Annotated in this window: 21 protein-coding genes; 19 read left to right on the forward strand and 2 right to left on the reverse strand. The window is 71.7% G+C overall.

All coding sequences use genetic code 11. The annotated features are described in order from the left end of the window. Window positions 1-35: 35 nt before the first annotated feature. Window positions 36-1,208: a 4-hydroxybenzoate 3-monooxygenase gene (locus E1287_RS12805; protein ID WP_131965122.1), complete on the reverse strand. Its 1,173-nt coding sequence runs from the start codon at window positions 1,206-1,208 to the stop codon at window positions 36-38. Window positions 1,209-1,452: 244 nt separating this feature from the next. Here E1287_RS12805 and E1287_RS12810 point away from each other — a divergent pair, with 244 nt between their 5' ends. The 18 genes from E1287_RS12810 (at window position 1,453) to E1287_RS12895 (ending at window position 19,007) form a co-directional block, all read left to right on the forward strand. Beyond that, entirely contained in the window at window positions 1,453-2,079 is a 627-nt protein-coding gene (locus tag E1287_RS12810; protein WP_243718916.1) for a TetR/AcrR family transcriptional regulator, read from the forward strand. A gap of 56 nt (window positions 2,080-2,135) precedes the next feature. Further along, a complete protein-coding gene (gene leuC, locus E1287_RS12815) occupies window positions 2,136-3,542 on the forward strand; it encodes a 3-isopropylmalate dehydratase large subunit (protein ID WP_131965124.1) in 1,407 nt (468 codons plus the stop codon). Continuing rightward, window positions 3,542-4,141 carry a 3-isopropylmalate dehydratase small subunit gene (leuD, locus tag E1287_RS12820; RefSeq protein ID WP_131965125.1) on the forward strand — a complete coding sequence of 200 codons (600 nt, stop codon included), beginning with the start codon at window positions 3,542-3,544 and terminating at the stop codon, window positions 4,139-4,141. The genes leuC and leuD overlap by 1 nt, the downstream gene beginning before the upstream one ends. Window positions 4,142-4,267: 126 nt before the next feature. Next, window positions 4,268-5,404: an alpha/beta hydrolase gene (locus E1287_RS12825; RefSeq protein WP_207934175.1), complete on the forward strand. Its 1,137-nt coding sequence runs from the start codon at window positions 4,268-4,270 to the stop codon at window positions 5,402-5,404. Next, window positions 5,401-5,928 (forward strand): DoxX family protein, encoded by a 528-nt coding sequence (locus E1287_RS12830; RefSeq protein ID WP_131965126.1) that lies wholly within the window; start codon window positions 5,401-5,403, stop codon window positions 5,926-5,928. The genes E1287_RS12825 and E1287_RS12830 overlap by 4 nt, the downstream gene beginning before the upstream one ends. A gap of 51 nt (window positions 5,929-5,979) precedes the next feature. Beyond that, entirely contained in the window at window positions 5,980-7,236 is a 1,257-nt protein-coding gene (locus E1287_RS12835; RefSeq protein ID WP_131965127.1) for an ABC transporter substrate-binding protein, read from the forward strand. A gap of 18 nt (window positions 7,237-7,254) precedes the next feature. Continuing rightward, a complete protein-coding gene (locus tag E1287_RS12840) occupies window positions 7,255-8,130 on the forward strand; it encodes a branched-chain amino acid ABC transporter permease (RefSeq protein WP_131965128.1) in 876 nt (291 codons plus the stop codon). Next, entirely contained in the window at window positions 8,130-9,236 is a 1,107-nt protein-coding gene (locus E1287_RS12845) for a branched-chain amino acid ABC transporter permease (RefSeq protein ID WP_131965129.1), read from the forward strand. Before E1287_RS12840 ends, E1287_RS12845 begins: the two co-directional genes overlap by 1 nt. Further along, on the forward strand, window positions 9,229-10,050 hold the full coding sequence (locus E1287_RS12850) for an ABC transporter ATP-binding protein (protein ID WP_131965130.1): 822 nt from the start codon (window positions 9,229-9,231) through the stop codon (window positions 10,048-10,050). Before E1287_RS12845 ends, E1287_RS12850 begins: the two co-directional genes overlap by 8 nt. Beyond that, entirely contained in the window at window positions 10,047-10,829 is a 783-nt protein-coding gene (locus tag E1287_RS12855; RefSeq protein WP_131965131.1) for an ABC transporter ATP-binding protein, read from the forward strand. The genes E1287_RS12850 and E1287_RS12855 overlap by 4 nt, the downstream gene beginning before the upstream one ends. Before the next feature lie 20 nt (window positions 10,830-10,849). Further along, complete coding sequence (locus E1287_RS12860) at window positions 10,850-11,617, forward strand: glucose 1-dehydrogenase (RefSeq protein ID WP_131965132.1); 768 nt, start codon at window positions 10,850-10,852, stop codon at window positions 11,615-11,617. Window position 11,618: 1 nt separating this feature from the next. After that, on the forward strand, window positions 11,619-12,386 hold the full coding sequence (locus E1287_RS12865; RefSeq protein ID WP_207934176.1) for an enoyl-CoA hydratase-related protein: 768 nt from the start codon (window positions 11,619-11,621) through the stop codon (window positions 12,384-12,386). A gap of 49 nt (window positions 12,387-12,435) precedes the next feature. Continuing rightward, a complete protein-coding gene (locus tag E1287_RS12870) occupies window positions 12,436-12,951 on the forward strand; it encodes a VOC family protein (protein ID WP_131965134.1) in 516 nt (171 codons plus the stop codon). Continuing rightward, on the forward strand, window positions 12,948-14,159 hold the full coding sequence (locus tag E1287_RS12875; protein WP_131965135.1) for an acyl-CoA dehydrogenase family protein: 1,212 nt from the start codon (window positions 12,948-12,950) through the stop codon (window positions 14,157-14,159). Before E1287_RS12870 ends, E1287_RS12875 begins: the two co-directional genes overlap by 4 nt. Window positions 14,160-14,184: 25 nt before the next feature. Beyond that, window positions 14,185-15,237, forward strand: coding sequence for a phosphotransferase family protein (locus tag E1287_RS12880; RefSeq protein WP_131965136.1), 1,053 nt, complete (start codon window positions 14,185-14,187; stop codon window positions 15,235-15,237). A 72-nt stretch (window positions 15,238-15,309) separates the two neighbouring features. Then, window positions 15,310-16,854, forward strand: coding sequence for an AMP-binding protein (locus E1287_RS12885; protein ID WP_131965137.1), 1,545 nt, complete (start codon window positions 15,310-15,312; stop codon window positions 16,852-16,854). 14 nt (window positions 16,855-16,868) lie between these two features. After that, window positions 16,869-18,035 (forward strand): enolase C-terminal domain-like protein, encoded by a 1,167-nt coding sequence (locus E1287_RS12890; protein ID WP_243718918.1) that lies wholly within the window; start codon window positions 16,869-16,871, stop codon window positions 18,033-18,035. A gap of 18 nt (window positions 18,036-18,053) precedes the next feature. Then, on the forward strand, window positions 18,054-19,007 hold the full coding sequence (locus tag E1287_RS12895; RefSeq protein ID WP_207934177.1) for a 2-dehydropantoate 2-reductase: 954 nt from the start codon (window positions 18,054-18,056) through the stop codon (window positions 19,005-19,007). Here E1287_RS12895 and E1287_RS46305 read toward each other — a convergent pair. Next, window positions 18,995-19,117 carry a hypothetical protein gene (locus E1287_RS46305; RefSeq protein WP_279504509.1) on the reverse strand — a complete coding sequence of 41 codons (123 nt, stop codon included), beginning with the start codon at window positions 19,115-19,117 and terminating at the stop codon, window positions 18,995-18,997. The two genes, E1287_RS12895 and E1287_RS46305, sit on opposite strands and share 13 nt — an antisense overlap. Before the next feature lie 885 nt (window positions 19,118-20,002). Between E1287_RS46305 and E1287_RS12900 the strand changes: the two genes are divergently transcribed. Next, complete coding sequence (locus E1287_RS12900; RefSeq protein ID WP_131965139.1) at window positions 20,003-20,914, forward strand: hypothetical protein; 912 nt, start codon at window positions 20,003-20,005, stop codon at window positions 20,912-20,914. Window positions 20,915-21,089: the final 175 nt, after the last annotated feature.

The following is a 21,089-nucleotide window of genomic DNA, read 5'->3' on the forward strand; positions in this document are numbered from 1 at the left end:
CGGTGGCTCCCGGCAGCCGCGCTGAACGTCCGACGTCAGCCGCCCGCCATGAGGTCGGCGAACGCCCGGCCCGCCGGACCGGACGCGAACAGCCGGTCCAGCCGGGCCCTGGCCAGTTGGCGGCGGAACGTCCCGGCGAGCGCGGAGTCACCGGCCTCGTGCGTCAGTTCGGTCAGCCAGCGGGAGAACTCCTGCTGGTTCCACACCCTCCTGAGGCAGGTGGCGGAGTACGCGGCGAGCGGCTCCTCATCGCCGTCGTGCACGGCCGCGCGAAGTGCGCGGGCGAGGACGTCGGCGTCGGCGATCGCGAGGTTCATCCCCTTGCCGCCCATGGGCGTGATGATGTGCGCGGCGTCCCCGACGAGGAAGAGCCTCCCGTACCGCATCGGGTCGACGACGAAGCTGCGCATCTCCACGACAGCCTTATCGGTGATCGGACCGGTGGGCAGGGCGTCGTCGCCGAGGCGGAGCCGCGACTGCTCCCAGACCCGGTCGTCGTTCCAGTCGGCCGGCATGTCGTCCGGGGCGCATTCGAGGTAGAGGCGGCAGGCCGCCGGACCGCGCGGGAACTGCGCGGCGAAGCCGTGGGCGCTGATCGCGAAGAGCGGGCGGCGCGGCGGCGGGGCGTCGGCGAGGACGGTGAACCACCCGATGCCGTGGTCGTAGGAGTAGGTGGTCATGGCTTCGGCGGGCACGCTCTCCCGGGTGACGCCGTGGTAACCGTCGCAGCCCGCGATGTAGTCGCAGGCGATCTCATGCAGGGTCCCGTCCGCGTCGCGATAGGTGACCTTGGGGGCGGTGCCGTCGAGGTCGTGCGGGGTCACTTCGCCGGCGTCGAACCGCAGGTCGCCGCCGCCGTCGAGAAAGGCGGCCATGAGGCGCGCGACGAGTACCTGCTGCGGGATGGCCCGGCCCGTCCTGCCGCCCGAGAGGGCGCGCATGTCCAGGAGGTGCGGTTCGCCGTCGACGCGGATTTCGAGGACGCGGTCCTCGGGCATGCCGGCCAGCAGGGTCTCCGCGAGCCCCCATTCCTCGAAGATCCGCGTGCTGGCGTAGTCGAGCACGCCCGCGCGCTGGCGCCGTGCCACATGGGACCGGCTCTGCCGCTCAAGCACCACGCAGCCGACGCCGGCCAGCCGGAGCAGGTTGGCCAGGGTGAGTCCCGCCGGACCCGCTCCGATGACGACGACCGGGGTGCTCTCGCGCATGGTCGAGACCTACCCCGCTGAGCCCGCCCGGCATTGGCACGGCGTGGCCACATGCAGCCGTCATTTCCGGCTCTGCGGTCAGCGGCGCACCCGGTCGGCGGCGGGGGAGCCCGGGAAACCGGTCGGCGCATATGATGCTAACATCAGATTCATATCTGGCCGTGTCCGAGGCTCCGGCAGGCCGTCCGGCGCGCTCCCCAGCGCGGCGTGTTCAGCGGGAGAAAACCCGATGTTAGGTTCAGGTGTGGAGAAGGATCAGACCCCCCGTCCGACCCGGCGCGGGCGCAAGACGCTCGCCGCCATCGAGGCGGCCGCGCGCCGGATCATCGCCCGCAAGGGCTTCCTCGCGATGACGGTCGCCGACATAGCGCAGGAGGCCGGACGCTCGCCCGCCTCCTTCTACAACTACTACGACTCCAAGGAAGACCTGCTCGCCCACTGGGCGGACGACTTCCGCAAGGAGGCCAAGGCGCGTGCCGTGGTCGCCTACAAGCACGGCGTCCCGCACCGCGAGCGCGTCATGGAGTCGGCGCGCGCGCACTGGGAGACCTACCGCGAGCGGCTCGCCGAGATGGTGGGCGTCTTCCAGCTCGCCATGATCAACGAGGAGTTCGCGGGGCACTGGCGGGAGCTGTGCGACGACGCCGTCCAGGGCATCGCCGAGAGCGTCCGGCGGGCCCAGCGGGAGGGGTACTGCCCCGGCGCCGATCCGCAGCTCACGGCCAGGGCGATCGTCGCGATGCTCAACCAGTTCTGCTACGACCTGCTCGCCGGGGCGGGCGAGGACGCCGAGATCGACGACGAGGACGCCGTCCGCACCCTCGGCGAGATGTGGTATCGGGCGATCTACTGGCGGGCCGACCCGGACTGACCGGCCCGGACCGGCCGGCCCGCCGGGGCCGCCGCCGCGCATTCCTGGAGTGAACCGTGACCCCTGCAACGCTCGCCGGCAAGGTCTGGGACCGGCACGTCATCGAGCGCGGCGACGCCGACCTCCTCTACATCGACCTGCAGCTGCTGCACGAGCTCACCTCGCCGCAGGCGTTCGAGGGGCTGCGGCTGGCCGGACGCCCCGTCCGGCGGCCCGACCTCGCCGTGGCGACCGCCGACCACAACGTGCCCACCTCGCCCGAGGCGCTGTCCCTGCTGGACGGCCTGAGCGCCCGGCAGCTGAGGATCCAGCAGGACAACTGCCGCGACGCAGGCATCGAGCTGCATCCGCTCGGCTCGCCGGGGCAGGGCATCGTGCACGTCATCGGCCCTGAGCTCGGCCTGACCCAGCCGGGCATGACGATCGTCTGCGGCGACAGCCACACCGCCACGCTCGGCGCGTTCGGCGCGATCGCGTTCGGCATCGGGACCAGCCAGGTCGAGCACGTCCTGGCCACGCAGACCCTCTGGATGCCCCGGCCGCGGGCGATGGCCGTGACGCTGCGCGGGACGCCGCGTCCCGGCACGGCCGCCAAGGACCTCACGCTCGCGATCACCGCCAGGATCGGCACCGCCGGAGGGGCCGGCGCGCTCATCGAGTACCGGGGCGAGGCGATCGCGGCGCTGCCGATGGAGGGGCGCATGACCGTGTGCAACATGGCCATCGAGGCCGGGGCGCGCAGCGGCATGATCGCCCCCGACGCCACCACCTTCGCCTACCTGGAGGGCCGCGAGCGCTCCCCGCGCGGGCGCCTCTGGGAACGCGCGCTGGACGACTGGCGCACCCTCCGCACCGACGACGGCGCGGCCTTCGACCGGGAGGTCGTCATCGACGCGTCCGCGATCGGCCCGCAGGCGAGCTGGGGGACGAACCCCGGGCAGACCACCGGCATCGACGGGACGGTGCCCGCCCCGGAGTCCTTCGCCGATCCCGCCGAGCGCGCCGCCGCCGAACGCGCGCTGGACTACATGGACCTCGCGCCCGGCACCGCCCTGCGCGACATCGCGATCTCCACCGTCTTCATCGGCTCGTGCACCAACGGCCGGCTCGCCGACCTGCGCGCCGCCGCCGGGGTGCTGCGCGGCCGCCGGATCGCGCCGACCGTCCGCGCGCTGGTCGTCCCCGGCTCCACGCGGGTCAAGCGGCGGGCCGAGGAGGAGGGGCTGGACGAGGTGTTCCGCGCCGCCGGGTTCGAGTGGCGCTCGTCCGGGTGCTCCATGTGCGTCGGGATGAACGGGGACGTCGTGGCGCCGGGGACGCGCAGCGCGTCCACGTCCAACCGCAACTTCGAGGGGCGCCAGGGGCCCGGCGCCCGCACCCACCTGGTCTCGCCCGAGTCCGCCGCGGCCTCGGCCGTGCTCGGCCACCTGGCGAGTGCCGCCGATCTTCCGGAGGCGCGCTGATGGAGCCCGTCACGCGGGTCGCCGGCCGTGCCGTCCCGCTCGACCGCGGCGATGTGGACACCGACCAGATCATCCCGGCGCACTGGATGAAGCGGGTCGAGCGCACCGGCTACGAGGACGGCCTGTTCGAGAAATGGCGCCGCGACCCGGGGTTCGTGCTGAACCGGCCGGAGTACCGCGGGGCGCCGATCCTGGTCAGCGGCCCGAACTTCGGGTGCGGGTCGTCCCGCGAGCACGCGCCCTGGGCGCTGCGCGACTACGGCTTCCGCGCGATCGTCGCGCCCGGCTTCGCGGACATCTTCCGCGGCAACCTGCCGAACAGCGGCCTGGTGCCGGTGCAGGCCGCGCCCGACGTCGTCCGCGCGCTCCTCGCCGCCGCGACAGACGACCCCGCGACCGAGATCGTCGTGGACGTGATGGAACGTTCCGTCCACTGCCCGGCCGCCGGGATCGGCGGCGTCCCCTTCCAGCTGGACGACTCGGCGCATCACCGGCTCGTCAACGGGCTGGACGAGATCGACCTGACCCTCGCCCGGCACGAGGCCATCGCCGCCCACGAGCGCACCCGGCCGCCCTGGCTGCCCACCGGCCGTCCCTGACCGGTCCGCACCCGCCCGCGCGAGCGGCCGCCGGACGGTGAATCTGCCCAGATCAACGTATGGACATCCCCTGAACCCGCGGCTAAGGTACGAATACGACGTCAGGTTTACTTTGGGAGTATCACCATGGCGGTGGAGCAACTCTTCGTCGGCCTCGCCTCGCCCACGGCGGAACGGGCCGGCGCCGGGGGACACCCGTGCCAGGGGCTGTACCACCGCCCGGCCGGCCGGACGCCGAAGATCGCGCTGATCGCGACGCACTACTCGGTCGACTTCTCCGAGCACTACCTCGCCGACTTCGTCGCCGAGCGCGGCCTGGGCTTTCTGGGCTGGAACACGCGCTTCCGGGGCGCCGAGAGCCACTTCCTGCTCGACCACGCCCTCGTCGACATCGGGCAGGGCGTCCGGTGGCTGCGGGAGGAGGCGGGCGTCGAGCAGGTCGTCCTGCTGGGCAACTCCGGCGGCGGATCTCTGATGGCCGCCTACCAGTCGCAGGCCAAGGAGCCCAACGTCACGCCGCTGGAGGGCATGCGGCCCGCGCGCGGCGTGCTGGACCTCCCGGCGGGCGACGCCTACATCTCGACGGCCGCGCACCTCGGCCGTCCCGAGGTCCTCACGGCCTGGATGGACCCGTCGGTCGTGGACGAGTCCGACCCCGTCTCGACCGACCCCGCGCTCAGCCTGTTCGACCCCGGCAACCCGGCGCCCTACTCGGAGGAGTTCCTCGCCCGGTACCGCGAGGCCCAGACACGGCGCAACCACCGCATCACGCGCTGGGTGAAGGACGAGATGCGCCGCCTCCGCGACGCGGGGTCCGGCGACCGCCTGTTCAACGTCCACCGCACCTGGGCCGACCCGCGCATGGTGGACGCCACGATCGAGCCCACCCGGCGTCCTCCCAACTCCTGCTACGCCGGCGAGCCGGCCCGCGCCAACGCCTCGGTCTTCGGCATCGCCGGCACCTGCACGCTGCGGACCTGGCTCTCCCTCTGGAGCCTGGAGGACTCCGAGACCCGGGCGACGCCGCACCTCGCGCGCATCAAGGAGCCCGCGCTCGTGGTGAACGCCGACATGGACACCGGCGTCTTCCCCAGCGACGCCGACGCGATCCTCCAAGCGCTGGGATCCGAGGACAAGGAATCCCACGTCATCGCAGGCGACCATTACTTCCGCAGGAATGGAGGCGGCAAGGACGGGAGAGACGCCGCCCGCGCCGAACTCGCCGACCTGATCGTCGCCTGGACCACGGCGCGCCTGGCATGACGGGCACGTCGGCCGACATCGGGCTCCTCGCGCTGCGGACGGTCTTCGGGCTCTACCTCACGGGTCACGGGCTGAAGAAGTTCGGCCTGCTGGACGGTCCGGGCCTGGCGCAGACCGCGCTCGCCTTCGAGAAGGGCGGGTTCCGTCCGGGACGGCCCATGGCGACCCTCGCCGGAGCCCTCGAAGTGGCGGGAGGGCTCGCGCTGGTCGCCGGGTTCCTCACGCCCGCCGCCGCAGCGACGGTCGTCGGCGTGATGCTCGTGGCCGCCTCGCTCCACGTCCCCAACGGCCTGTGGGAGAGCGACAAGGGAGTCGAGCTGCCCGCTGTCTTCGCGGCCGCCGCGCTCACCCTTCTCTTGACCGGGCCCGGACGCGTCTCCATCGACCACCTCGCGGGAATCGACGATCTCGCCGGCCTGCCCGAATCGGCGCTCCTGCTGGCCGTGGTCGTCGTCGCGGTCACCGCCACGCTCATACGCCGCCGGTCGCACCTGCGAGCCGCGGCTTCGCACCCCCACGAATAGCAACCCACCCACCATTCCCGGCAGCCTTCAGCGGATGACGAGGTACCCCCTGTGAAAACACGACTCGCCTGCATCTCCCTGGCGGTCACCGCCGCGCTCGCCGGCGCCTGCGCCACCCCGGGAGCGTCGACCAGCAAGGACGGCGTCAAGGTCGACGCCGGCGTCACCGACGACGAGATCAAGATCGGCCTCTTCAACGGCTACACCGGCCCCGTCGCCGCGGGCGCCATCGCCGGCGCCGCCGGGTTCGACGCGCGCCTGGCCAAGGCCAACGCGGCCGGGGGCGTGTGCGGGCGGCAGCTGAAGTCCGTCCGCGCCGACACCAAGTACGACCCGGCCGTGGCGGTGCAGGCGTACCGCGCGAACGTCAAGGACATCGTCATGATCGGGCAGCTGCTCGGCGCGACGAGCATCTACGGCCTCAGCCAGCAGATCGCCCGCGACGGCATCGCGACGCTCGCCGCGACCAGCGCCGCGGAGGTCATCAAGCTGGAGAACGTCTACCTGTTCACCACCCCGTTCCCGATGTACGTCATCAACGGGCTCGACTGGGCGAAGAAGGAGCAGGCCGGCTCGGACGGCAAGCTCAAGGTCGGCGTCATCTACCAGGACGACGCGTTCGGGCAGGAGGGCCAGAAGGCCGTCCGCTACGTCGAGACCAACGACCCGGACATCGAGGTCGTCGCCGAGGCCGCCTACGACGTGAAGGCGGAGGACCTCACCGCCCAGGTCCTGAAGATGAAGAAGGCCGGCGCCGAGACCGTGTGGATCCACGGCATCGCCTCCAAGACCGGGCCGATCCTCAGCCAGGCGTCCCAGCTCGACTACTCGCCGCACTGGCTGACCGTCGACTCCGGCTACGAGACCGCGATGGCGAAGCAGCTCGGCCGCCTCGTCGACAAGCTGCACGTGGTGACCAGCAGCGTCCTCTACACCGAGAACGTCCCCGCGATGGCCGAGGTGAAGCAGAACGTCGAGAAGGTCGCGCCCGGCACCAAGCCCGACCAGCTCGTCATCGCCGGCTGGGTGGACGCGTCCGTCGCGGTCGCCGCGCTGGAGAAGGCGTGCAAGGACAAGGACCTCACCCAGAAGGGCGTGGTGGCCGCCATGTCCGGGCTGAGCGTCACGACGAACGGGCTGAGCCCCGACCTCAAGTACGGCTCGGGCGACGCCGACAGCCGGATCCCCTCGCGGCAGACGCGGATGAACAAGATCGACACCAAGACCGGGGTTCCGGTGCCGGTCACCGGCTTCGGCGCGACGGACCTCGCCGGCAAGTGGCGGCTCGCCGACGGCTCCAAGAGCTGACGGGCCACTGAGGCGATCATGGACAACTTCCTCCAGCTGAGCTTCCAGGGCATGGCCCTGGGCTGCATCTACGCGCTCATCGGCCTCGGTTTCGTCATGGTGTTCAAGAGCTCGGGCGTGTTCAACTTCGCGCACCCGGTGTTCGTGATGATCAGCGCCTACATCGTCGCGGCGCTCGTCCCGTACGGGTTCGGCTGGGGCGTCCTGGTCGCGCTGGTGTGCATGGTGGCGCTCGCGATCGTGTGCGAGAAGGTCATCCTGCGCCGCCTGGCGGGACGCTCCCTCTACGTCGTGATCATGGCGACGCTCGGCCTGTCGGTGATGGGGCAGGCGGTGGTCGCGATGGCGTGGGGCGTCAACCCGCGCGGGTCCACCGAGGGGCCGATGGGACGGGGCGTGCTCCGCATAGGCGGCGTCGCCCTCTCGTGGACGGGCGTCTGGATCATCAGCGTCTCCCTCGTCCTGCTGGCCGCGCTCTGGCTGTTCTTCCAGCGGACCCGCTACGGCCTCGCCCTGCGCGCGGCCGCGGACCACCACGAGGCCGCCTTGGCGCAGGGCATCAACATGCGCTGGGTCCAGACCGTGTCCTGGGGCATCGCCGGGGTGCTGGCCGTCGCCGGCGGGATCTTCCTCGGCGCGTTCCCGCGCCGCGTCTCCCCGGACATGGTCGACACCGCCCTCGGCGCCCTGCCCGCGCTCGTGATCGGCGGGTTCAACTCGCTGGCGGGCGCGGTCGTCGGCGGCATGAGCGTCGGGCTGATGCTGGTGCTCGGCTCGGGTTACCTGGCGGAGTACGGCGGTGTGCACGTGGTGCTTCCGTACGTGGCGATGCTGCTGGTCCTGACGCTGCGTCCCTCGGGGCTCTTCGGGCACCACGAGGCGGAGCGCATCTGATGACCTCCACCGTGAAGACCCGTGCCGACGCGGACGTCGTTTCGGCGCTGACGGGCCGTCCGCAGCATCGGTGGACGTCCCGCAGCGTGCGCATCGTGACCGTGGTCGTGCTCCTGGCCGTCCCGCTGTTCAGCACGCCGCAGTGGCAGGCGATCGCGGTGTTCTCGGCGATCTCCGCGATCGCCGCGCTCGGCCTCCACGTGCTGACGGGGCTGGCCGGCCAGGTCTCGCTCGGCCACTCCGCCTTCGTCGCGGTCGGCGGCTACACCGCGATCTGGCTGGGCGCCGACCAGGGGCTGCCGATCTGGGTGTGGCTGCCGGCGGCGGGCCTGGTCAGCGCGGCGGTCGGGCTGCTCGTCGTCCCGTTCGCCGCCCGGCTGCGGGGGCTCTACCTCGCGGTCGTCACCCTCGCGGTCCTGTTCGTCGCGGAGTACGTGTGGGACGTCTGGGAGGGCCTCACCGGCGGCACCAAGGGACGCGCCGCGCAGCCCGTCGAGATCTTCGGCCACGACCTGCTGGACGACGTGATCGCCGGCCCGTTCATGCTGACCGGCGACCAGCAGTTCTTCTACCTCGCGTGCGCCGTCCTCGCGGTGGCGGCCGTCGCGGCCCGCAACCTCAGCCGCACCCGGCCGGGGCGCGGCTTCGCGGCGATCCGCGACCGGGACCTGACCGCCGGGGTCGTCGGCGTCCCCGTCGCCCGGATGAAGAGCGCGGCGTTCGGCGTCGCCGCCGCGTACGCGGGCCTCGCGGGCGCCCTGATGGTCTCGTACCAGACGTACGCGGTCCCCGACCAGTGGGACCTGATGATGTCGGTCGAGCTCCTCGCGATCATCATCATCGGCGGCGTCGGGTCGCTGCGCGGCGCCATCGCCGGCGCGGTGTTCGTCACCGCGATCCCGCAGGTCGTGACGCTCCTTGCGGGCGTCGTTCCCGGAATCAGCACCACCCCGTCGGCGGGCGGCGGCGTGTCGGTCGACGTCCTCGCGAACTGCCTCTACGGGCTCGCCATCGTGGCGGTGCTGGTCTTCGAGCCGCGGGGACTCGCCGGGATCTCCGAACGGGTACTGAACGCGGTCGGCCGGAAGGGGCGGTCAGATGCCTGACAAGAGCGCACGGACGCCTGAGAAGAAGGCGGCGGCGAGCCTCGCCGTCGAGGACCTCACCGTCGGCTACCGGACGGGCGGCGTCGTCCTCGAAGACGTCTCACTGACGGCGCCCGCCGGGAAGATCGTCGCGCTGGTCGGGCCGAACGGCGCCGGCAAGACCTCGCTGCTGCGCGCGGTCTCCGGCCTCCTCAAGGCCCACCAGGGCGTGATCCACCAGGGCCGGGTCAGCATCGACGGCGACGCCATCACGGGCGCCGACGCGTCCGCCGTCGTCCGGCGCGGGGTGGCGCAGGTCCTCGAAGGCCGCCAGGTCTTCCCGAACCTCACCGTCCGCGAGAACCTCCTGACCGGCGCGCACACCCTGCGCCGCGACGACGAACGCCGGGAGGCGACCTACGAGGAGATCCTCGACCTGTTCCCGGTCCTGCGGCAGCGGCTCGGGCAGCGGGCGGGCTTCCTGTCCGGGGGAGAGCAGCAGATGCTCGCGATCGGCCGGGCGCTGATGACCCAGCCGCGGCTGCTGGTCCTGGACGAGCCGAGCCTCGGCCTGGCGCCCCGCATCGTGGAGGAGATCCGCGACGTCGTCCGGGCCATCAACGCCAAGGGCACCACCGTCCTGCTGGTCGAGCAGAACGCGCTGCTGGCGTTCGAGGTCGCCGAGTACGGCTACGTGCTGGAGGGCGGCCGCATCGTGTCCGGCGGCCCGGCCGCCGAACTCGCCGGCGACGAGCGGGTCGCGCAGTACTACCTCGGCGGGCAGGACATGAGCGGCCGGCGCGCCCGGCGGACGGCGGAAAGGGCGGGCCGATGACCACCACGGTTCTCGAACTCGAGGACGTCACCCTCAATTTCAGCGGGGTCAGATCCCTGGACGGCGTCTCGCTGGAGATCCGGGAAGGGGAGACGTTCGGAATCATCGGCCCCAACGGCGCGGGGAAATCCTCGCTCTTCAACTGCGTCTCGGGCGTGTACCGGCCGCAGCAGGGTTCGATCCGCCATCGCGGCCAGGAAATCCGCGGCGCGCGTCCCGACCGCATCAACGCGCGGGGCATCGGGCGGACGTTCCAGAACGTCGAGTCCTTTCCCACCATGACCGTCCTGGACAGCGTCCTGCTGGGATGCATCAGCAAGCAGCGCGCCGGCGTCCTGCGCGGAATGCTCTGGTACGGATGGGCCGCGCGCGAAGAGCGCGAGAGCAGGGCCAAGGCCGAAGAGGTCCTGGAGATGTTCGGTCTCGGCGCGCTCCGCGACACGCGGATGGGCGAGCTTCCGGGCGGCACCCAGCGCCAGGTCGAGCTGTGCCGGGCCCTGGCCGCCGAGCCCGACGTCCTGCTGCTGGACGAGCCCGTCGCCGGAATGACCCACGACGAGGTCGAGTCGATGGTCGACGCCATTCTCGACGCCAATGAGCGCCTCGGCCTCACCGTGGTGCTGATCGAGCACAACATGGGCGTGGTGATGGACATCTGCGACCGGATCGCCGTCCTGGACTTCGGCCGCCTCGTCGCGGTCGGCACGCCCTCCGAGATAGGCGCGAATCCCGAAGTCCTCGCCGCCTATCTCGGCAGCGCCCAGGCCGATTCCGCGTGAACAGGAATAAGGAGGATTGCGTGGCGGAGCCAGATCTGTTCGATCTCACCGGCAGCGGCGTGGTCGTCACCGGTGCCTCGTCCGGCCTGGGGAGGCGGTTCGTCCAGTGCCTGGCCGGGCGCGGAGCCCGGGTCGTGGCGGCGGCGCGGCGTACCCAGGAACTCAAGGAACTGGCACAGGACCTGGGCGAGGACCGGGTGCTGCCGGTCACGACCGACGTGACGGTCGAGGCCGACGTGCGCGCCCTCGTCGCCCGCGCGCAGGACTGGGCGGGACGCCTCGACGTGCTGGTGAACAACGCCGGCACGACCCACGTCAAGACCGTCGCCCAGGAGACCACCGACGACTTCCGCCGCATTCTGGAGGTCAACCTGGTCGGCCTCTACACCTGCGCCCGGTACGCTGGTCTCGCGATGGCCGCGCAGGGCGGAGGCAGCATCGTCAACATCGCGTCCGCGCTGGGGCTGGTCGGTTCCAAGCGGATCCCCCACGGGGGCTACTGCGCCAGCAAGGCCGGGGCCGTCAACCTCACGCGCGAGCTGGCGTCGCAGTGGGCGCGCGACGGCGTCCGGGTGAACGCGATCGCGCCCGGCTACTTCGAGTCGGAGATGAGCCAGGAGCTCTTCGCCACCGAGGAGGGCCGCGCCTACATCCGCCGCACCATCCCGATGGGCCGGGGCGGGCGCGCCGGCGAGCTGGACGGAGCGCTCGTCTACCTGGCGTCGGACGCGTCCGCCTATGTCACCGGCAGCGTCCTGTCGGTCGACGGCGGCTGGACGGCGGTGTGACGTGACGCTGTCATTTGACGACGACGGCGCGGTGCGCGTCCTCAAGCTCGACCGCCCGGAGAAGCGGAACGCGTTCACCCTCGAATCCATGGCGGCGCTGCAGGAGCGGCTGGACGAGGACCTGTCCGATCCGCGGATCCGCGCCTTCGTCCTCACCGGGTCGGAGGGGACGTTCTGCGCCGGGGTCGACGTCGCCGTCCTGGAGAACGCGACCGTCACCGGGACCTACGACAACCTGAACGCGCTCCACCGCACCGTCCGCACCCTGGCGGCGGGCGCGAAGCCGGTGGTCGCCGCGGTCGAAGGGCACGCGGTCGGCGCCGGCCTGTCCCTGGCGCTGGCCTGCGACCTCGTCGTCGCCGCCGAGGACGCGACGTTCCGCTGCGCCTTCCCGCGCCTCGGGCTGATGGCGGACCTGGGCCTGCTGTGGTCGCTGCCGAAGCGCGTCGGCGACGGCAGGGCCCGCCGGATGCTGCTCCTCGACGAACCGGTGCGCGGGGACGAGGCCGTAGGCATCGGCCTGGCCGACTACCCGGCCGCGCCGGGGGAGGCGCTGCCGGCCGCCATGGACGTGGCCCGCAGGCTGGCCGAACAGCCGCCCATGGCCGTGGCGTTCACCAAGGCCATGCTCGCCGGCGGCCACCAGAGCCTGGACGCGATATTGCGCCACGAGGCCAGCGACCAGGCATTGCTGCACGGCACCGCGGATTTCCGCGAAGGCGTGAAGGCGTTCACCGAACGCCGCGCCCCATCGTTCACCGGCCGCTGAGCCGCCCTCTGAAACAGAATTCCCACCTTTTAGACACGGAGGTACACACGTGCCCGCTCCCGGAATCCACCACGTCGCCTACGCATGCCGCGACCTGGAGGCGACCACGCGCTTCTACGAAGACCTGATGGGGTTCCCGCTCGTCCACACGGAGGTGGCGGCGGGGCCCAGCGGCGGGTTCTTCCGCCACACCTTCCACGACACGGGCGACGGCAGCTGCATCGCGTTCTTCGACCTGCACGAGGCCGGGGAGCGGGAGGGCTGGAGTTCGGAGATCTCCATCGGCAACAAGCTGCCCCGCTGGGTGAACCACATCGCGTTCAACGTCACCGCCGCCAAGGTGGAGGAGGTGCGCGGCCGGATGCAGGCCGCCGGGGTCGAGCCGTACATGGAGGTCGACCACGACTACCTGCGCTCGCTCTACTACATCGACCCCAACGGGATCATGGTCGAGCTGTGCATCGACACGCCCGGCTTCGAGGCCGACCCGGCGGAGGCGCACCGGCTCCTGACCGCGACCCTCGACGACGTCGACCACAGCCGGCACAAGTCGATGGTGAAATGAAGCCGCCTGCTCTCACCAGCGCGTTCTCGGTCCCCGAGCACGTGCGGCCGCTGCGCGAGGCCGTCCACCGGTTCCTCACCGAGCGCGTCGAACCCGTCGAGCACGCGCTGGACGTGCGCAGCCCCGAATCCCGCGAGCTGCTCGCGGAACTGCAGTCGCAGGCCAAGAAGGAAGGGCTGTGGGCGCTCGGGCACCCGGCGGAGATCGGGGGCGGCGGGATGCCGTTCCTCGACTACGTCTACGTGAACGAGATCCAGGGCCGCTCGGACTTCGGGCAGTACGCCCTCGGCACCTGGACGCTCCAGGACTCGCTCATGCTCAGCCGGCACGCCGAGGGCGAGGTCCGCGACCGCTTCCTCGACCCGCTGGTGCGCGGCGCCATCGGGCCGAGCTTCGCCATGACCGAGCCGGACGTCGCGTCCTCCGACCCGACCCAGCTCGAGACCTCCGCCCGGCTGGAGGACGGCGAGTGGGTGCTGAACGGCCGCAAATGGTTCATCACGGGCGCCGGTGACGCGGCCTTCACCACGGTCCTGTGCCGGACGGAGCCGGACGACACGCCGCCGCACCGCGCGTTCTCGCTGATCGTCGTCCCGACGGACACGCCGGGGTACCGGATCGTCCGCGAGACGCCCGTGCTCGGGATCGAGGGCGGGCACTACGAGCTGTCCCTGACCGACGTGCGGGTCCCCGCCGGCCACCTGCTCGGCGAGCGCGGCGCCGGCTTCGCGATCGCCCAGGAGCGGCTCGGCCCCGGACGCATCTTCCACTGCATGCGCTGGCTCGGACAGGCGCAGCGGGCCTTCGAGCTGATGTGCGACCGGCTGAACAGCCGGACGCTGAAGGGCGAGAAGCTGGGCGGGCGGCAGCTGATGCAGCAGCACGTGTTCGAGAGCTGGGCGCAGATCCAGTCGTGCCGCCTGCTCACCCTGGACGCCGCCAGCAGGATCGACCGCGGCCACGACGCGCGCGTCGAGATCGGCGCGATCAAGGTCGTCGGGGCGCGGATGCTGCACGACGTCATCGACCGGGCCGTCCAGGTGCACGGGGCGGCGGGCCTCACCGACGACACGCCGCTGAGCCGGATGTACCGCGCCGCGCGGTTCGGGCGCATCTACGACGGCGCGGACGAGGTGCACGTGGTCAACGTCGGGCGGCGGCTGCTCCGCGAGTTCGAGCGCGGGAACGGCTGGGACTTCGGAGCGTGAGCGTGGACGGCGAATGGGGCGGGGCATGGTGACGAACGGAGCCGGGGCCGGGGCCGGGCTGGACGAGCTCGTCCGTCCCGACCTGCTCGGCCCCGCCGTGGCCGAGGCGACGGGCGACGCGCGGTGGGCGGAGCTGACCGCGACGCTGCTGGCCGGGGGGAAGTCGAACCTGACGTTCCTGCTGGCCAGCGCGGCGGGTGAGCTGGTGATGCGCAGGCCGCCGTCCGGCGAGCTGCTGCCCAGCGCGCACGACATGGGACGCGAGGCGCGGGTCCAGCGCGCCCTCGGCCCGTCCCCGGTGCCGGTTCCCCGCATCGTCCTCAGCGATGACGGCGCCCTCACCGGCTCGCCCTTCTACGTCATGGAGCGCGTGCGCGGCCACGTCATCCGGGACCGCATTCCCGACGGGTACGCCGACGGCCCCGGCCAGCGGGCCGAGATGGCGTTCGCGCTGGTCGACGCGCTGGCGGCCCTGCACCGCGTCGACCCGAAGTCGGTCGGGCTGGACGGCTTCGGCAGGCCGGACGGCTTCCTCGCCCGGCAGGTCCGGCGCTGGAACGACCAGTGGCGGCGCTCCCGCACCGAGGCCGTGGCACCCGTGGAAGAGCTGGGGCGCCGTATCGCCGAGTCGGTGCCCGCGTCGCAGCGGGACGCGATCGTCCACGGAGACTTCCGGCTCGACAACTGCGTCATGGACGCGGACGACCCCGGCACGGTGCGGGCCGTCCTCGACTGGGAGATGTCCACGCTCGGCGACCCGCTGACCGATCTCGCGCTGCTGCTGTTCTACTGGCAGGAGCCCGGCGAGCCGGGGCTGCGGCTGACCCCGGCCGTCACCGGCCTCCCCGGCTTCCCGCCGCGCAGCGAGATCGCCGACCGCTACGCGCGCCAGGCGGGCGTGGAGCTGCCCGACCTGCCCTTCTACGAGGCGCTGGCGCATTTCAAATGCGCGGTGATCACCCAGGGCATCGCCGTCCGCGTGCGGGCGGGCGCGATGGCCGGTCAGGAGTTCGGCGACCTCGACGGCGAGGTCCGCGAGATCGCCGAGCGCGGCCTGCGGCGGCTCGACGCCGGCTGAGGCCGGCTGGAGGCCGGCTATTGAGAATGACTTCAGTTTTCTGCTAATAACGGGTGACCCGGAGGCGTATTCATGGACGACCGTTTCACCGGTTCGCTGGCCGATATGGCCGATCACTGGGCCCGGGAGGCGCCCGAGGGGCCGGCCACCGGCAACGCGGGCGGCAGGCTGCTCACCTTCGGCGCGCTCGCGCACCGGTCCGCGCAGGTCGCGAACGCCCTGGCGGACTCCGGCGGCCCCGTCGCCTACCTCGGCCGGGACTCCGCCGTCTGGGCCGAGCTGATGGTGGGCGCGAACCGGCGCGGCGTCCCCGCCGTCCCGCTCAACTGGCGGCTCGCGCCGGGCGAGCTGGCGCGCGTCCTCGACCACGCCCGGCCGGGGACGATCGTCAGCGACGCCGCGTACCTGCCCGCGCTGGGCGTGACGGACGAGGCCGCCGGGGAGAACACCGTGGTCCTCGGCGGCGACCTCAGCGTCGCGGGAGGCTACGACGCCTGGCTGGACGGGCGGTCCGCCGTCGCCGACCCGCGTCCGGCCGACCCCGGCGCGGCGACCCTGCTCATCTACACCTCCGGGACGTCGGGGCAGCCGAAGGCGGTGCAGCTGACCAACGGCAACATCGCGGCGAACCTCACGTCGTCCGCGCCGTGGGAGGTCGGCCCGGGATCGGTGGTGTGCGTCCCGTCCCCGCTGTTCCACGTCTCGGGGACGGGCTGGCTGTTCTACTGCCTGGGCCGGGGCGCCCGGTCGGTCTTCCTCACCGACGCGTCGCCGGAGGGGGTCCTGCGCGTGCTGCAGGACGTCCGGGCCACGCACATGCTGAGCGTCCCGGCCGTCGTCCAGACCCTGGTCCAGAGCCCCGCGGTGGCGGGCGCCGACCTGAGCAGCCTGGACACGCTGATCTACGGCGGGTCGCCGATGCCGCCCGCCGTGATCGAGGAGGCCCGGACGGTGCTCGGCTGCGACCTCGTCCAGAGCTACGGGATGACCGAGGCCTGCGGGCCCATCACGTTCCTCGGCCCCGAGGACCATCGCAGGGGAGGCGCGCGGCTCGCGTCCGCCGGGCGCGCCGCCGACGGGGTCGAGATCCAGATCCGCGACCCCGGGACCGAGAACGAGCTGCCCGCCGGGGCCACCGGCGAGGTCTGGATGCGCAGCGCGCTGCTCACCCCCGGATACCTCGGCGGCGAGGCCGACAACGCCCGCGCCTTCCGCGCCGGGGGCTGGTTCCGCACCGGCGACGCCGGCCACCTGGACGGGGACGGTTACCTGTTCCTGACCGACCGCATCACGGACATGATCATCACCGGCGGCGAGAACGTCCATCCCGTGGAGGTCGAGAACGTCCTGGCCGAGCACCCGGACGTGGCGGAGGTCGCCGTCGTCGGCGTCCCCGACCAGCGCTGGGGCGAGACGGTCGCCGCGATGGTCGTCGCCAGGGGCGGCGCCGTGCCCACCGAGCCGGAGCTGATCGCCTTCTGCCGGGATCGGCTCGCGCACTACAAATGCCCGACCCGGGTCGACCTGGTCGGCGAACTGCCCCGCACGCCCAGCGGCAAGGTGCTCAAACGGCGGCTCCGCGAGCTGGCCGTCCCGCGCGTCTCAGGCGCGCATTAGCAGAAGGACCGCCTTTGCGTATCGTCGAGATCCGAGAGATATCCGTTCCGCTGCAGGGGAACGTGGCCAATTCCGTGGTCAGCTTCGCCGACCACACCGTTTCCCTGGTAGCGGTGATCAGCGATGTGCGCAGGAATGGGCGCCTGCTCGCCGGAGTGGCGTTCAACTCCATCGGACGCTTCGCCCAGGGCGGCATCCTGCGCGACCGGATGATCCCGCGCGTGCTCAGCGCCGACCCGGATTCGCTGCTCGCCCCCGACACCGGGCTCCTCGACCCGGGACGCGTCCTGCAGCGCGCCATGAAGGACGAGAAGCCCGGCGGTCACGGCGACCGCGCCGCCGCTGCCGCCGCCGTCGAACTCGCCTGCTGGGATCTGCTCGCCAAATACGCGGGCGAACCGGCGTACGCCGTCATCGGCAAGACGTACGGGCGCGCGCCGGAAAGCGACGGCGTCCCCGTCTATGCCGCCGGGGGCTATTACCGTCCCGGCGACGACATCGGGCAATTGACGGCCGAACTGCGCGGCTACCGGGACGACGGATATCCGGCCGTGAAGATGAAGATCGGCGGCCTGCCGCTCGCCGACGACCTGCGCCGCGTCGAGGCGGCCGTCGAGGCGATGGGCGGTGGCGCCGCGGTCGCCGTCGACGCCAACGGGCGGTTCGGCTGGACGCAGGCGCACGCGTACGCCGAGGCCCTCGCCGGCCACGGGCTCCGCTGGTACGAGGAGGCCGTGGACCCGCTCGACTTCGACCTGCACCGCAGGCTCGCGGAGATCTACCCGGGAGCCGTCGCCACCGGCGAGAACCTGTTCTCCGTCCAGGACGTGAAGAACCTGCTGCTCTTCGGCGGCGTCCGACCCGACCGCGACGTGTTCCAGATGGACGCCGGGCTCAGCTACGGGCTCACCGAGTACGTGCGGATGATCGAGCTGCTGGAGGAGCACGGGTTCGACCGCCGGTCGGCGTACCCGCACGGCGGGCACCTGATCAACCTGCACATCGTGGCGGGTCTCGGCCTCGGCGGTTGCGAGGCCTATCCGGGGGTGTTCCAGCCGTTCGGCGGCTACGGCCCCGGCTGCCGCCTGGCGGACGGCCGGATCCGCCCCGCCGACGATCCCGGCTTCGGCCTCGAAGCGAAGCCGGGCCTTTCAGCGGAGATCGCGCGGCTGCTCGACTGAGCCCCATAAGGAGCAGGCATGAGCGTGGAGAGGGAAGTCATGAGGATCGCGGTGGTCGGCTGCGGGGCGATGGGGTCGGTGTACGCCGGACGGCTAGCGTCCGCGGGCCACGACGTTCTCGTCGTCGACAGGTGGGCCGCGCACATGGCGGCCATCGCCGAGAACGGGCTTCAGGTGTCCGGGCCGGCTGGGGAGTTCCGGGTCTCGGTCCAGGCGCACACCTCCGCTCCCGACGATCCGGTGGATCTCGTCGTCCTCGCGGTGAAGGCGGCGGACGTCGAATCCGCGACGGCCGAGGCGCGGCCGCTCATCGGGCCCGCGACCATCGTCCTCACCATCCAGAACGGTTTCGGCTCGGCCGACGTCGTCGCCGCGGAACTCGGGGGCGACCGGCTCGCCGTCGGGGTGGCGAGCGGGTTCGGCGCGTCGGTGAAGGGTCCGGGAAACGTCCACCACAACGCGATGCGCGCGCTCCGTTTCGGCGGCCACAGCGGGCTCGACCATTCCGAGGTCGAGCGCGTGGCCGCGGCATGGCGGCTCGGCGGATTCGACGCCCAAGCCGTTTCCGACATCGCCGCGATGCAATGGGAAAAGCTCATCTGCAACGTCGCCTACAGCGCTCCGTGCGCGCTGACCGGGCTGACGGTCGGCGAAGTCATGGACGACGAGCACATGGGCCCGGTCAGCCGCGCGGCGGCCACCGAGGCATGGGACACCGCACGCGCCCTCGGCGTCGCCATATCGGCGCCGGACCCTGTCGAGTTCGTCCGCGACTTCGGGGCGCAGATGCCGGCCGCGAAGCCGTCCGCGCTCCTCGACCACGAGGCCCGGCGCGTCAGCGAGATCATGTTCATCAACGGCGCGGTGCCCCGCGAGGCCGCCAAGGCGGGCCGGGACGCCCCGGTGAACGCCACGCTGACGGCCCTGGTCCGCGCCCGCGAGACCGCGTGGGCGAACGATCAACCGGCCTGAACGAGGGCCCTCGCCTCAGAGAGTTCGACGCTGTCGGTGTAGACCAGGCGTTCGCTGATGACACCGTCGGCCGTGTCGGGGCGGACCACACTGAACCGTTCGTCGGCCATGCACAGATACTGCGCAGAGTCCATTATCATGCGCATGGGTCTTTGTCGGCCGTAAACGGCCAGGCCGTTAACGGCCTTGGCGGGCGCTCTTTCGCGGAAGTCCGGGGTTCTACACTCGAACGGTGAGTTTTTCCAAAGCCGGCGCGGCCGCCTTGATCATTCTCATCGCGGGGTGTGGGAGTGGTTCCGGTAAAGAAGGCGACCAGGGGCTGTCGGCCACCCCTGCGCCGCTGAACTCATCGCCGCAGGGGCAGGATCCCCAGGGGGGTTCGCAACCGCCGTCGGTCGGCCCGTCCGCGGAACCCTGGCAGACTCCCAGGGTCTCCACCGGCAGCGGCGCGTCCCTGAACAACCGCACCCCCGATAGCGTGTGTTGGCAGATCTCGGCTCCCTATCCGGTCCGGATCGAGAATTTCAGCGTCCGGACCGTAGGGGGCCCTGAGGCGCGAGACGCGGACATGTCGGAGGCCGCCAGATCGGCGGCGGCTTTCGCCGACGTGACTTATAGGAGCGAAGCCGGATGCGCCGGGCTGGGGTCCGCAGCCCCGAAACCGTGCGCGCCGAATACGGTGATCTCGCCCACCGAGAGCTGCGGCGTGAAGCCGCAATTCCTTTCGTCCGCTTCGCGGCCCGCTCTCCCGGCCAAATACACTTTGAGGGTCACCTGGTCCCTTTCAAAACTCTGCACGGACACCGCCGTCGGGCCGTGCCAGAACATCAGCGGGGCCCAGCCTGGCCCCGGCCGCCCCGTCCGGGCCACCTGGCGATCCACCACAGACCTCCCGGCCTGCGTGGAATGGGTGCCCAATTCGGTGGAGCCCTACTTTGGAGAGTCCGGCTTTGGCCAGTGCTGACCGCGGGTCCGACCGGCTGGCGAGAGCACGCATGAGGGCCGAGCGGCGCCGTCCCGCCGAGGAACCGGCACCCGATCCCGCGCAGGACTGGACCCAGCGGCTGGCCACCCTGAGCACCTTCGGCCCGCCGACGACGATCATCGCGGGCGTGCTGATCTGGTACGGCTACGTCGCCACGCTGCAGCGTTTCCGGTATTTCGGCGTCGATCTGCAACTGACCGAGCTGGCCAATCAGGATCTGCTGAAATTCGGCGTCGAGGTGGCGTATCCGGCGGCGGCCCTGCTGCTCCTGATCGCACTCGTGGCACTGGGCGCGCACGCGCTGATCAGCGGGACGATCCTGCCGTCCCGGCCGCGCGCGGCGCGCCGGCTCGGCATCGGCATCGCGCTGATCGGCCTGGCGTTGCTGGTGCGGGCCCTGGTCGGCCTGGTGTCGACCGAAGTCGCGCGGAACGAGACGCCCGGAGTCACCCCGCTGTCGCTGACCGCGTGCGCCCCGCTTCTGGTCTACGGTTTCTGGCTGGCCCGCCACGCCGGCTCCGGGGAATCGGCGATGGACGGCATCGAACGCGGCGGACGCCTGGCCGCCATCGCGATCGGCGTGATGGGCCTGTTCTGGGCCGCCAACAGCCTGGCCGGAGAAGTCGGAATCGCCCGCGCCTACGACGACGCCAAGAACCTCGGCGAACTGCCCGAGGTGGTCATTTACACCAAGGAACCATTGCTCGACGTCCCGCAGGAGACAAGGCACGCCGACTTCGGCGAGAAGGCCGCCTACCGGCACCGCTATCAGAACCTGCGCCTTCTCCTGGCCTCGGGCGACCGCCTCTTCCTCATTCCGCTCACCTGGAAGCCCACCGACTCCACCGCCCGGATCTCCACGTTCGTCATCCCCTACGACGAGAACGTCAGGCTGCAGCTGATCCCGCAGCGAACCCGTTAGCCGCCGTTACAACGCGCTCACGGGCAACACCCAGGAGAGGCCCGCCGCCACCGTCCGCCAGTTCAAGATCGACCAGCAGCTCGCGGTGCCGTCCGGGATGTCGCAGCACGACGGCGTCACCGGCCCCGGCACGAGCGGCCGGCTGAACGCGCTCTTCACCCCCCAGCCCGCACCC

The organism is Actinomadura sp. KC06, from assembly GCF_004348735.1.
Taxonomy (GTDB): Bacteria; Actinomycetota; Actinomycetes; order Streptosporangiales; family Streptosporangiaceae; genus Spirillospora.

Excerpts from the sequence above, each read along its gene's own strand:
- E1287_RS12880 (WP_131965136.1), top strand. The coding sequence starts at position 14,185 with ATGGTGACGAACGGAGCCGGGGCCGGGGCCGGGCTGGACGAGCTCGTC.
- E1287_RS12885 (WP_131965137.1), top strand. The coding sequence starts at position 15,310 with ATGGACGACCGTTTCACCGGTTCGCTGGCCGATATGGCCGATCACTGG.
- E1287_RS12830 (WP_131965126.1), top strand. The coding sequence starts at position 5,401 with ATGACGGGCACGTCGGCCGACATCGGGCTCCTCGCGCTGCGGACGGTC.
- leuD (WP_131965125.1), top strand. The coding sequence starts at position 3,542 with ATGGAGCCCGTCACGCGGGTCGCCGGCCGTGCCGTCCCGCTCGACCGC.
- E1287_RS46305 (WP_279504509.1), bottom strand. The coding sequence starts at position 19,117 with ATGGCCGACGAACGGTTCAGTGTGGTCCGCCCCGACACGGCCGACGGT.
- E1287_RS12895 (WP_207934177.1), top strand. The coding sequence starts at position 18,054 with ATGAGCGTGGAGAGGGAAGTCATGAGGATCGCGGTGGTCGGCTGCGGG.
- E1287_RS12875 (WP_131965135.1), top strand. The coding sequence starts at position 12,948 with ATGAAGCCGCCTGCTCTCACCAGCGCGTTCTCGGTCCCCGAGCACGTG.
- E1287_RS12825 (WP_207934175.1), top strand. The coding sequence starts at position 4,268 with ATGGCGGTGGAGCAACTCTTCGTCGGCCTCGCCTCGCCCACGGCGGAA.
- E1287_RS12805 (WP_131965122.1), bottom strand. The coding sequence starts at position 1,208 with ATGCGCGAGAGCACCCCGGTCGTCGTCATCGGAGCGGGTCCGGCGGGA.
- E1287_RS12845 (WP_131965129.1), top strand. The coding sequence starts at position 8,130 with ATGACCTCCACCGTGAAGACCCGTGCCGACGCGGACGTCGTTTCGGCG.
- E1287_RS12840 (WP_131965128.1), top strand. The coding sequence starts at position 7,255 with ATGGACAACTTCCTCCAGCTGAGCTTCCAGGGCATGGCCCTGGGCTGC.
- E1287_RS12850 (WP_131965130.1), top strand. The coding sequence starts at position 9,229 with ATGCCTGACAAGAGCGCACGGACGCCTGAGAAGAAGGCGGCGGCGAGC.
- E1287_RS12855 (WP_131965131.1), top strand. The coding sequence starts at position 10,047 with ATGACCACCACGGTTCTCGAACTCGAGGACGTCACCCTCAATTTCAGC.
- E1287_RS12900 (WP_131965139.1), top strand. The coding sequence starts at position 20,003 with ATGAGGGCCGAGCGGCGCCGTCCCGCCGAGGAACCGGCACCCGATCCC.